The organism is Rhodothermales bacterium (assembly GCA_034439735.1).
Classification (GTDB): Bacteria; Bacteroidota; Rhodothermia; order Rhodothermales; family JAHQVL01; genus JAWKNW01.
This window is the reverse complement of the sequence record JAWXAX010000195.1, coordinates 1-12,027: the sequence shown is the minus strand read 5'-3', so window position 1 is coordinate 12,027 and position 12,027 is coordinate 1. Positions and strand designations below refer to the sequence as shown.

At 63.1% G+C, this 12,027-nt stretch carries 7 protein-coding genes; all 7 read left to right on the top strand.

Going from position 1 to position 12,027, the window contains the following annotated elements; all coding sequences use genetic code 11:
- Positions 1-158: 158 nt before the first annotated feature.
- The 7 genes from SH809_14755 to SH809_14725 all read left to right on the top strand — a co-directional run bounded on the left by SH809_14755 (position 159) and on the right by SH809_14725 (position 11,945).
- A complete protein-coding gene (locus SH809_14755; protein MDZ4700965.1) occupies positions 159-1,043 on the top strand; it encodes a DUF547 domain-containing protein in 885 nt (294 codons plus the stop codon).
- Positions 1,044-1,165: 122 nt separating this feature from the next.
- Positions 1,166-3,310: a hypothetical protein gene (locus tag SH809_14750; GenBank protein MDZ4700964.1), complete on the top strand. Its 2,145-nt coding sequence runs from the start codon at positions 1,166-1,168 to the stop codon at positions 3,308-3,310.
- Positions 3,311-3,365: 55 nt separating this feature from the next.
- Complete coding sequence (locus SH809_14745; GenBank protein MDZ4700963.1) at positions 3,366-5,591, top strand: ATP-dependent helicase; 2,226 nt, start codon at positions 3,366-3,368, stop codon at positions 5,589-5,591.
- Positions 5,584-6,423, top strand: coding sequence for a PD-(D/E)XK nuclease family protein (locus SH809_14740; GenBank protein ID MDZ4700962.1), 840 nt, complete (start codon positions 5,584-5,586; stop codon positions 6,421-6,423). The genes SH809_14745 and SH809_14740 overlap by 8 nt, the downstream gene beginning before the upstream one ends.
- A 9-nt stretch (positions 6,424-6,432) precedes the next feature.
- Positions 6,433-8,730 carry a single-stranded-DNA-specific exonuclease RecJ gene (gene recJ, locus SH809_14735; GenBank protein MDZ4700961.1) on the top strand — a complete coding sequence of 766 codons (2,298 nt, stop codon included), beginning with the start codon at positions 6,433-6,435 and terminating at the stop codon, positions 8,728-8,730.
- A 394-nt stretch (positions 8,731-9,124) separates the two neighbouring features.
- A complete protein-coding gene (locus SH809_14730) occupies positions 9,125-9,418 on the top strand; it encodes a S24 family peptidase (protein ID MDZ4700960.1) in 294 nt (97 codons plus the stop codon).
- A 205-nt stretch (positions 9,419-9,623) separates the two neighbouring features.
- Positions 9,624-11,945 (top strand): GWxTD domain-containing protein, encoded by a 2,322-nt coding sequence (locus tag SH809_14725; GenBank protein MDZ4700959.1) that lies wholly within the window; start codon positions 9,624-9,626, stop codon positions 11,943-11,945.
- Positions 11,946-12,027 lie beyond the last annotated feature (82 nt).

Sequence of the window (12,027 nt, the reverse complement as noted above, 5' to 3'; positions counted from 1 at the left end):
GTCATCCCCGCGAAGGCGGGAAACGAGCGAAGCGACTTACGAAGTAATCCAGCCATCAGACTGGCATTTTTCTGGGTCCCCGCCTTCGCGGGGATGACTTGCTCCTTATGCAATACGCACATCTCAACAGTTTCTTATTACCTCACATCCATGATCCCATGCACACTTCCCTTCGAGTCGTTCGACCCCCCATTCGTTTCCGCGCCACATCGAACCGGATGCTCATGGTGATGCTTTTTCTGATCGTCAGCCTCATGATGACGGGCTGCACAAGCGGCCGGATCGACATCATCACGGCCCGGGACAGCGTCCGCACCCCCGAGACATTCGACCACGCCGCGTTTGACCGGATCCTGGCCGCGCACGTCAACGACGCCGGCCTGATGGATTACGCCGGCCTCAAGGCCTCGGGAGCGTTATCGGACTACCTGCTTGCGATTGCCGAGACCGATCCGGCCCGCATGAATGACCAGGATGCACTCGCCTTCTGGATCAACGCATACAATGCCCTGACGATGAAGCTGATCGTCGATAATTATCCCACCAAAAGTATTCTCCGGCTCGCTCCGGCCGGTATCAAAGGGATCCCGTTTATCATCCCGAAGGTCAACACCCCATTCAAAGTGAAGGTCGGCCAGGTAGGCGGCGTCACGCGGACCCTCGACGAGATCGAACACGCCATTATCCGACCCACGTTTGCCGAGCCCCGCATCCACTTCGCCCTCGTCTGCGCCGCCATGAGCTGCCCGCCGTTGCGTGCCGAGGCGTATACGGGCGCCCGGCTGGACGCCCAGCTGGACGACCAGGGGCGAGTTTTTCTCTCGGATTCCACCAAGAACCGGGTCCCGTACGATGGTGATACCATCCAGCTCTCAAAAATCTTTACCTGGTTCGAGTCCGACTTCGGCGGCAGCGAAGAGGCCGTCCAGCGGTTCATCGCGCGGTATGCGGAGGGCGAAGTGAAAGCGAAACTCGAGGCCGGCGGCTACCGCATCGAGTCGGCGGGCTACGATTGGACATTGAACGACAGCGCCACGCGGTAGCGCCGGCGAATAAGGCCGCTGACAGGCTGTTGTCACCGGGTTTTTGTATGTTCGTCGTGCGCGTCAGGGTATGTTTCGCCCGGCCGATGCGTCTAGGTAGTTAACGAGCCTGCATCTTTCCCGTGGACACACCTGTACCGTCCGATCTTTCCATCGATCTGTCGTTCGACGGTTTTTCTTCGTTGTTTCTCGAAGGGCCGGCCGGCGCGGGCAAAACGACGCTTGCGGTTCGCCGCATCCGGCAGCTGCTGGATGAGGGCGTCGCGCCCGAGTCGATCCTGTTGCTGACGCCGCAGCGGAGTTACACCCGCGCCTATGAGCCGGCCTTTACGCCGGCAGAGTGGTATCGGCTGGAAAAGGCGACGATCGGGGGGCTGGCGCGGCGGTATGTAGAGCTCTTCTGGCCTGAAATGGCCGAGGAGGCGGGCTTTTCGCTCGACCGACCGCCGCTTTTCCTCACCTACGAGCAGGCGCAGTATTACATGTCGGTCGTGGTCGAGCCCATCATTGCCCGCGGCGGCTTCGCGGCGACTCGCCTCACGCGCCCGAGGCTGTATAGCCAACTGCTCGACAACATGAACAAGGCGGCCGCACACGGGCTGGCCATGGAGGATCTGCCGGTGTTTCTCGAAGACGTCGCGTATGGCGAAAAAAGCCAGACGGACCTGCCTCGAGACACGATGGAAGCGGTCGAGGCGTATCGGGCGTACGCCAGGGCGCATGGATTGGTCGACTTCGCCCACTACCTCACCCTCTTCGCCGATCGAGCGGTGCGCGATTCAATCGTGCGGCGTCACCTGCTGGGACAACACCGCCATCTGGTCGTAGATAATGTGGAGGAAGATGTGCCCGTCGCGCATGACCTCATCGCCGGCTGGGTGCCACGCATGGAATCCACCCTCCTGGTGGCCGATACGGAGGGCTCGTATCGGCTATTCATGGGAGCCAGCGCCGACTCGGCCGAGAAACTGGCCGCCGTGTGCGATCGTCACTTGCGTCTTGAAACATTGCACACGACGCCGGCCGGGCTCCAGGTCTTTGCCCGGAAGCTGGTCGAAGCCATCGACGAATCCGCCGGCGAGCCGGCGCCGGCCGGGCTCGACACGCTGGCGACGGTGTATGTAGATCGGCTGCACCACGACATGATCGAGCGCGCCGCCGCTTGCGTAGGCCGTCTGACGGAGGCCGGCATCCCGCCCGGAGAAATCGCAATCATCGCGCCCTTGCTCGGGGACAACGTCCATTTCGCGCTCGCGCAACAGCTTGAACTGCGTGGTATTACCACGTATGCGCACCGTCCGTCTCGTCTGTTGCACGACGAGCCCGTGACGCGCGTCATGTTGACCCTCGCCGCGCTCGCGCATCCCGCGTGGAGCCCGCCGCCGACGCGGGAGGCCGTCGCGCTGGTTTTTTACCGGTTACTGGGTGGATGTGATCTGGTGCGGGCGTCGCTGCTGGCCGGCGCCGTCGTGCCCTCGGCCAGTGAGGGCGTGATGCTACTGCCGTTCGAGAGCCTCGGGGCGGAGTTGCGGGAGCGGATCACGTACGTGATCGGCGAGGCCTATGAGGGGCTGCGGATGTGGGTAGAGGCCTGTGCCGCCGGCGATGCGATCCCGCTCGACCACTTTTTTAGCCGTGCGTTTGGCGAGTTGCTGAGCCAGCCCGGATTCGGCTTTTATCGCGATGCACAGGCTATTCCATCGACACGGACACCGGCCGAGTGGCAGACCGGGGCCATTGAGGCCGGCAAACTCGTCGGCGCGCTCGTTGAATCCGCCGCTCGCTTCCGCCAGGCGTCCTCGAGTATGGGACATGCCGAAGCCGGAAAGGCGTATCGGGACATGGTGCAGGAAGGGGTGATTTCAGCTTTTTACGAGTTCGAATGGGCCGAGCCGGCCGACGCCGTCTTGTTAGCGCCTGTCCACACGTTTTTGCTCCGCAATCGACCCGTGCGCGCCCAGTTGTGGCTCGATCTGGGCAGCACCGCCTGGCATCGACGCATCAACCAGCCGCTCACGAACCCCTACATTCTGAACCGGGCCTGGGAGCCGGGCAAACGTCAATGGGATGATTCCCTGGAGCGCCCGTTTGAATTGGTGCGATTAAAAAACGTGGTGCAGGGTCTGCTGCGTCGGTGCACCGGCGAGGCCCACCTGTTCGTCAGCTCCCTCAGCGCGACCGGACGCGACCAGAAAGGCCTGCTCCTACGCGCACTCAGCCGCGCCGCCCGGCAGGTCCATGTCGCCATCCACCACGAAGACGGTTGACTCCCAGCTCACTCGCCACTTTTCATTTTTCACTTTGCATTTTGCATTTTCCCCAATGTTCACCCCGCGTCCCGCTCAGCAAGCCATCCTGTCGTACACCGGCGGCACCATGGGGATCGCCGCGGTGCCCGGAAGTGGGAAGACGTGGACGTTGTCCCGCCTGGCGGCCTCGCTCATCCAGGACGACCGGTTGGCGGATGGGCAGGAGGTGCTGGTTGTGACGCTGGTCAACTCCGCCGTCGACAACTTTCGCAAGCGCATCGCCGGCTTCCTGCAAGACGAGGGGCTCATCCCCGGTATCGGCTACCACGTCTGTACCCTGCATAGCCTCGCGTTCGACCTCGTCCTCGAGGCCCCCACCACGCTCGGCCTTCCCGAGACCTTTTCGGTCGTGGACGACCGCACGGCCGAGACGATCCTGCGCGAGGCGTTTCGAGCTTCGTACCCGCGCTACGCCACGTCGTTGGCCGACTATCTTCCCGCCGACGCCGGCGGCCGGCAGCGGGTCATGCTCGACAAACATCTCCCCGACCAGCTCGAACAGGTGATGCGTAACGCGATATCGCACCTGAAAAACCGCCGCATCAGCCATCGGGACCTCCAGGGGATGCTGGGCGACCAGCACCACGCGCTTGTTGGTCTTGCAGCCGAGGTGTACGGGCGCTACCAGCAGGGGCTGATGGCTCGGAGCGGGGTGGATTTCGACGATCTGATCGTGTTTGCGTTGGAGGTGCTGGACCATCCGACGAGCGAGGCGCTCATCGAGCGGCTGCGCCGGCAGTGGCCGTTTATCCTGGAAGACGAAGCTCAGGATAGCAGCAACCTGCAGGAGCAGATCCTACGCCGGCTCGTCGGCCCCGCCGGCAACTGGGTGCGGGTGGGCGACCCGAACCAGGCGATCTACGAGACGTTCACCACGGCCAATCCGAAATACCTGCGCGACTTCCTCGTTGAAGCCGATGCCCGGCGTGCGCTCCCGAACTCCGGTCGTTCCGCGCGGCCCATCATCGAACTGGCGAACGAACTCATCCGATGGACGATGCACGAGGCCCCCGTGCCCGAAGTGCGCGACGCCCTGGGGCCCCCGTTCATCGAGCCGACGCCCGAGGGCGACCCGCAACCGAATCCACCCGCTGCCGAATGCCGCATCGTTTTCCACTACGAGGGTGAGACGCCCGAAGTGGAGCTCGATCGGGTCGTTCGTTCGCTGAAGCGCTGGCTACCTGAAAATCCAGACAAGACCGTGGCCGTACTCGCGCCGACCCATCGCCAGGGCGCTGAAGTGATCCACGCGCTCGCGCTCGCCAGCCTGCCGTTCACGGATGCCTTGCTCCGGTTGACCACCTCGACGCGTGAGGCGGCCGGCGCTCTGTGCCGCGTCCTCCAACATCTGGCCCACCCTTCCGCCACGAAGCTGTTGCCGTTGGTGTATAAAGTCTGGTTTGCCCGCGTGAAACGCGACGAGTCGTCCGAAGAAACGAGCCGGCGGCTTGACGAACACGCCGCGCTGCTGGCGGAATGCGGTGATGTCGAGGCCTTCGTTTGGCCCCGGCCGGGGGCGGACTGGCTGGCCGGCGTCCAGGATGCCGACGCAGTGGCGTATTTCCAGGCGTTCCGGACGCAGTTGCGTGCCTGGCACCGGCTGGCCCTGTTGCCGATCAGCGAGCTCCTCACCGGGCTGGCGCAGGACCTGTTCGTCGAGCCCGAAAAACTCGCTATGACCCAGCTGTTTGGAGACGAGCTCAGCCGAAAGGCCGAGTATCATCTGGGTGTCGAACAGCGTTTGGACACACTTGACGCCTTCCAGCGCGAACTTGAAGTGATCGCGAAGGACCAGCGCCGGCTGCGCGCCATCGAGGCCGATAAAGGAGGATTCGACCCCGAGGCGTATCGCGGCCAGGTCGCCGTGGCGACGATGCACGGCGCAAAAGGGCTCGAATGGGACCGGGTGTATATCCTGTCGGTGAACGACTTCCACTTCCCCGCCGGCCTGGAAACCGATGCGTTCCAGTCGGAAAAGTGGTTCGTGCGCGACAAGCTGAACCTGGAGGCGGAAGCGCTGGCTCAGCTCGACGCCGCCCTCGATGGCACGCCGCACCGGGAAGGTGACGCCTCCGGGCTGTCCCGCTACGAATATGCCCGAGAACGGCTCCGACTCCTGTATGTAGGCGTCACCCGCGCGCGGCGCGAGTTGATCGTGACATCGAACAACGGGAAAGGCAAAAACAGGCCGGCCGCCGCGTTCGATGCACTCAAACGGTATCTCGAATCCCATGGCTGATCCCAGACAGATCGTCTACAGCGCCCATACGCTCCAGGCGTTTGTCGACTGTGAGCGGCGCTTCGAGCTCCAATACCTGGACCGGATGACCTGGCCGGCGGTGCCGGCAAGTCCCCCCCTGGTTTATGAGCAGCTTATGGCCGACGGCCGGCGCTTCCACCAGATGGTGCAGCAAGACCTGCTCGACGCTCCCGTGCTCGAACCGACCGCGATCGATCGGCCGTGTATCGCCACCTGGTGGGAGAACTACGGGATGTATGACCCCGCGAGCGAAGTGGCCGGACGCCGCCTTGTCGAGCGGATGCTGGTTGGGGCCATCGGGCCGGCGGGCCCGCCGCTGGTCGCCAAGTACGACCTGATCGTCTGGACAGGCGAGGTGGCTGTCATCTTCGATTGGAAGACATCGCCTCACAAAGCCGAACGCCGCAATCTTCTGGATCGGCTCCAGACCCGCGTGTATCGCTACTTGCTGGCTTCCGCCGGCGCGCAGTTGACCGGCGGCGTGCCCATTCCTCCGGAGGCCATCCAGATGGTCTACTGGTACGCCATGCACCCCGAGGACCCCGAGCTAATCGCGTATGACGCCGAGGCCTATGCACGCGATGAACGCTACCTGCTCGATCTTGTGGATCGTATCGAACGCCGGCAGGCCGAAGAGCATTTTGCTCTCACAGAGCGCGAGCGGACCTGTCAACTGTGTATCTACCGCTCGTTCTGTGGACGCGGTCGTGTCGCCGGCGAGCTGACGGGCAATGAGGCCGACGAATACGCCGAGTTGGACATCGACCTTCTCGGCGACCTGGACGCCATCGAGGCGATTGCCTTCCATTAGTCTATCTCCATGCGCACCTGGCGACTGCTCCCACAAACCACCCCCATTCCGCCATCGCTGCTGCATGCCGCCGGCGGCCGGCCGCATCTGGCGCGTATCCTGTTGCAACGTGGGCTCGTCGATCCGGCGCACGTTCGTGCCTTTCTCGATCCCGATGGGTACACCCCGGCGCCGCCCGAGGCGATGCCGGGGCTCGTCGCCGGTGTCGAACGCATCGAAACCGCCATCAGGCGTGGCGAGCGGATCCTGATCTGGGGCGATTTTGATGTTGACGGGCAGACCTCGACGGCGCTGTTTGTCTCGGCGCTGGAGGCGCTCGGGGCGCTCGTCCTCTACCACATCCCCGTCCGCGCCCGCGAGTCACACGGTGTCCGCCCGGATGTGCTGCGGACCTATATCGATGCCGGCTTCGAGTTGCTGGTGACCTGCGACACCGGCATCGCGGCGGCTGACGCCGTCGCGATGGCGAACGCGGCCGGCGTCGAGGTAATCATCACGGATCACCACGATTTGCCGGCGGTGTTGCCCGAGGCGCTGGCGCTCGTCAATCCAAAGTTTCTGCCGCCCGAACACCCCCTTGCAGCATTGCCCGGCGTGGGCGTAGTGTTTAAAGTCGTCGAGGCGTTGTTTACGCGAGCCGGACGTGCGGACGAGGTGGAGGCGTATCTGGACCTCGTGGCGCTGGGCATCGTGGCCGACCTTGCCACACAGGTTAACGATACACGTTACCTGCTGCAACGCGGTCTTTCCGTGTTGCGACGGACGGAACGGGTGGGGCTAAAGGCGATCATGGAGCGGGCCGGCATACAGGCATCCGTCCTCACCGAGGAGGACATCGGTTTCGGCATTGGCCCCCGGCTGAACGCCGTCGGCCGGCTGGCGGACGCCAATGTGGCCGTGCCGCTGCTCACGACGAAGGATCGAGCGCTTGCCGGGCAGATCGCGGGCGAACTGGAGCGGCTGAACGAGGAGCGAAAGTTATTAACCGACCAGGTCTATGGCGCCGCACGCGAGCAGGTCGACAAAGACCCGACACTAGCCCAGTACGCGGCGCTGGTGCTGGCGCATCCGCACTGGCATCAGGGGGTGATCGGGATCGTGGCGAGCCGACTGGTCGAGGAATATGGGAAACCCGTCATCCTGCTGGCAAGCCCGGAGGGTGAACCGGCGCGTGGGTCGGCGCGATCGGTGGACGGCTATAATGTCACCGAAGCGATAGCGACCCAGACGGCGATGCTACATGGGTTCGGCGGCCACCCCATGGCGGCCGGCCTGGCGATTGACGCGGACCGGATCGATCGTTTTCGGGTGGGCGTGTCGACGGCCCTCTCCACACAGCGTGATGGCGCTCCGCCCGACCCCGTGCTCGAGATCGCGCTGAAGGTCGACATGGACGCTCTCACCACTGATCTGGCTGAAGAGCTCCAGGCGGCCGCACCCTTTGGGCCGGGGAATCCTCCCGTCAATATCCTTTGTACCGGCCTGGAGCCCCTCTCAGTTCGTACCCTCGGCAAAACGGCCCGTCATCGTAAAGTGACGCTGAAGGGCCGTTCGGAAGCCGAGTGCGAGGTGCTGTGGTGGAACAGCGCCGACGAGCGTGCACCGGAGGGTGCACTCGATCTGGTGTTGCGCGCGCGAGTGGGTTATTTCAGGGGGAGGGGCTCGCTCACGCTGACCTGGCAGGAACATCGAGAAGCCGGCGGCGAGGCGCCTCGGATGGCGGTGGAGGGGCTTCGGATCGAAGATTTGCGGGGGTCAACGGACCCGGAAAGACAACTGACCGAAGTGGTGAACCGCTACCCCGACGCCCAGGTGTGGGGCGAGGTCGGCCCTGTCTGGCCTGGTATGGTGGGCCGGCACCTGCTGAAGCCCTCGCCCGTGCTGGTGATCTGGACCTGCCCGCCCCATCAACAGGTGGTGGATGAGGTGCTGGCGCGTGTTCGTCCCGAAACCGTCGTGGTATTCGGGCGGGAGCCCGCATTGGAGCGGGTGGCGGCATTCCAACGGCGACTCGCCGGCGTGGCGAAATACGCGCTGGAGGAATTCCAGGGCGAGACGGAGCTGGAGGTAATCTCCGCGGCGATGGCCGGCACCGATATCGCGGTGCTCGAGGGGTTAAAATCGCTAGCCTCGCTCGGGCTGGCGGTTGAGACGATGTCCGGCGGCCACGTTCGCCTGTGGAAAACGGCTCCAGGGGCTCAATCCAAAGGCGATACGCTGGGACTCTTGCTGGGTGAGGCGGCGGCCTACCGCCGGCTCTTTTGCCGAGTGTCGTCGCTGACGCCCTTGCTGGACAGGAGGGTGTAGGGCGTACGCAACACGGGCAAAAAAAAAAATTGTTGGTGCCATGCAGAAGGACTGGACAATTATATGTGTGATATATGTATATTGCTACCGGCAACCGACTCTTCTTCCCTTCACTTAGACGCGCATGCAGACTATGGCACTTGCTGTACACTCGATCTCGCCTCTTGCGACTGCTCATATAGCCTCGGCTAATGTCACCTCGATGCCCCGCGTCGGCGTCCAGCCCGCCGTCACTCAACGCCCGATGGCACAGCCTGCAAAAAACAGGAGCAGCATCCCTCCGAGCCATCAAGGGACCGCCGGTACGACGGTGGGTATCGCGAACCGGTATTCGAGCGCGCCCGCCGATCGGTCAGCCGGCAGCGTACTCGAGCCGCCGATGTGCTTGAACGACTTGATTTCCAAACCTGCTTACACGTTTCTGGTGCGTGTTCAGGGGCACTCGCTTGTCCAGGCCGGCATCATCGACGGCGACTTGCTGGTGGTCGATCGTTCGGTGAAACACAGGAACAACGACTTTGTGGTTGCGGCGGTGCAGGGGGAATTGACGGTGAAACGGATCGAGTATCGAAACGGAAAGGTCCGCCTGGTATCGGCCAACCCCGAGTATCCGCCGATCGACATCATCGAAGACATGCGGTTTGAAGTGTTGGGCGTGGTGACGCACGTGGTGCACTTCATGCGTTAGCCGGCGGTGGGCTGTGGATTGCCGGTTTGTGGTACTGTTTCTGAAGTACTGTTTCTGGAGTACTGTTTCTGGAAATACAGTCCCTGGATATTCAGTGGTTCACAGGTACTTTGTGTAGGGTCGATCGGGTTCACACCTCCCGATGGACCCGTCGCCTGTCGGCGGCGTTGACACGAAATCCACAGCCTACCCTCGGTGTTCGACAATGCGTTTCCTCCTGACCCGGTCGCAGGTGCTGCACGGGATATTCGGCGTCGCGTTTTTGCTTGTCTCGTTCCTCGCCGCTACGCTTCAGGCGGTAGCCCAATCGGCGCCGGATTCGCTACGATTCCAGCGGGGTGTGGAAGCGTTTGAATCCGGTCGGCATGAGGAGGCGATCAGCCTTTTAGAGGCGTTGGGAAGCGATCATGCCCTTGCTCAGTATTATCTCGCCCGCGTATACGATGTGCTGGACGATGAGCCGAACGCCACGCGGTCCATCAACCGGGCCATCGATCTGGATCGAACCAATTTGCTGTACCGGGAATGGCAGCACCGTATCGGATCGCGTGCGTTTCGCCTTATCCAGAAGGCCAGGGAACGGGACATGCTCCGCGATATGCTGGCCATCGACGCGGACAACGCCTACGCGAATACCGCGCGCGCCGCGGAGCGCACCCTTGTCTTTCAGCACCACCGAGACCGCATCCGACTGCCTGAGCTGACGCCGTTCGAGTCGGTCCTGGAGACCAATCGCGAAGCCTTTCGTCGTTTGGTCGTGGACGATAAAGATATCCCGGATGCCCCCAACCCTCCGCCGACGCACAACCCGTTTGATATCGAAGAGATGCGGCATCGGGGCTACAATGTGCAGGACTTGAGCGCCAGGGCGGATTCTGCTTTTACCGAGGCCCACGAGCGCCTCACACGGGTTCTTGAACGAGAGCCGGCCTACCGCGAAGCGTACCGCCCGCTCATGACGCTCCTTTCAGCCGCCGGCGACGCCCCGGCCATGCGCTATTGGGCGACCCGAATGCAGGTCCAATTTCCGGACGACCCCGACGCGTGGCGCTTCTCCGGCTACGCCGCGCAGCGGCTGGGTCATTCCGACGAAGCCGAACGCACCTTTCGGAAAGCTCTCGACCTGATGCCGCCGGAGGAGCGAGCGGTGTACACCGACCTTCACCGGGTGATGAACGAAGCCGGCGAAGCGCTCGTGGCGTCCGACTCGTCCTTCTCTGCCGATGGGTTCTGGGCCGGCCGCGACCCGCGATTTCTCACCGACGCCAACGAACGCGAACTGGAGCATTATGCGCGGCTGGTGTATGTGGATCTCCAGTTCGGCGAGGAGAAGCTCCGTCTGCGTGGGTGGGACTCCGACCGCGGTCGCGTCTATGTGCGTTATGGCCCGCCCCGGGCGATGTATTACATGAGTAATACGGTGGCCAGCTGCAGCGGCCGCACGACGTCGGGCAATCTCAGTAGCATCAGCAATTTTCACATTTTCGAATACCCGGAATACCGGTTCGTTTTCGGCAACGCCGGCAACTTCGCGGACGCGCAGAACGTGGCCATCCCACCCCTCAACGAATTTACGCTGTATACCCCCTGCTCGGATGCCTTCAACGCCATGCAGTCGACGGCGGCGGATTTTGATTATGTGATCAAGACCCGAAACACGATACGCGAGACACCGGAAGCGTACGCATTCGAGCCGGCGGGCAGAAGGGTGTTTTTCCCCCACATCGCCAGCGCATTTAAAGGCGTGGACGGCCGGGCGGATGTCTACGTCACCTATGGCATTCCACTGGCTGTTGGACCTCGAAATGAGCCGCTCAAGCTGGGCCTCGATGCCGGCGCCTTCCTGGTATCGGATCCGGGCGGCGTCACCGCGCGCAGCCGGCATCACATCGAGGAAGCCCCGGGCACCCAGGTTTACCGCTTCGACGGCGCCTCGTTATGGATCGGCGCACTGGCCCTCGATGCGAGACCGGGGCGGCACATGCTGGCGGTGGAGTTTGAGTCGACCACGCAGGGCGCGCTGGGCATCGAACGCTCCGAAATAGAGATCCCCCGCTTCGATTCGCCAGCCTTTCAGCTCTCCGATGTACAGCTCGCCTATCTCGTCGAGGAATCGCAGGGCCAGGAGCCGGCGGCTACATCGTCGTTCGAACGCCGGGGGTACCGAATCCAGCCCTCGCCCTGGGGCGTGTTTGGCGTCGAGCAGCCGCTGTATATCTATTTCGAGATATATAACCTTCGTATGACATCGGAAGGGCGCTCGCGGTACGAAATCGAGGCCCTGTTGGTCGCTAAAAGTGACGAAGGACGAATCGCGCAGCTCTTCCGCCGCGCGTTCCGCCGGGGCCGCGGGGGCGAGGGGGTTGCCGTCCGCTTCGATGGCGCGGGGTCCTCGGCCGAAGAAGGACAGTACTTCATCCTCGATGCGAGCACACAGTCCCCGGGAGCGTACGTGCTCGCTCTGCGGGTCAAAGATCTCGAAACCGGCACGACATCGGAGCGCACGCGTACCGTTCTCCTTGAGTAGTGATTCGTGATTAGCGGGCAATGAATGGCGATGGGGCGTAGGGTTTGGCGCCGATGGCCGTTACTGCTGTTGTTGCTGCTGG

Excerpts from the sequence above, each read along its gene's own strand:
- SH809_14755 (MDZ4700965.1), top strand. The coding sequence starts at position 159 with ATGCACACTTCCCTTCGAGTCGTTCGACCCCCCATTCGTTTCCGCGCC.
- SH809_14745 (MDZ4700963.1), top strand. The coding sequence starts at position 3,366 with ATGTTCACCCCGCGTCCCGCTCAGCAAGCCATCCTGTCGTACACCGGC.
- SH809_14740 (MDZ4700962.1), top strand. The coding sequence starts at position 5,584 with ATGGCTGATCCCAGACAGATCGTCTACAGCGCCCATACGCTCCAGGCG.
- recJ (MDZ4700961.1), top strand. The coding sequence starts at position 6,433 with ATGCGCACCTGGCGACTGCTCCCACAAACCACCCCCATTCCGCCATCG.
- SH809_14725 (MDZ4700959.1), top strand. The coding sequence starts at position 9,624 with ATGCGTTTCCTCCTGACCCGGTCGCAGGTGCTGCACGGGATATTCGGC.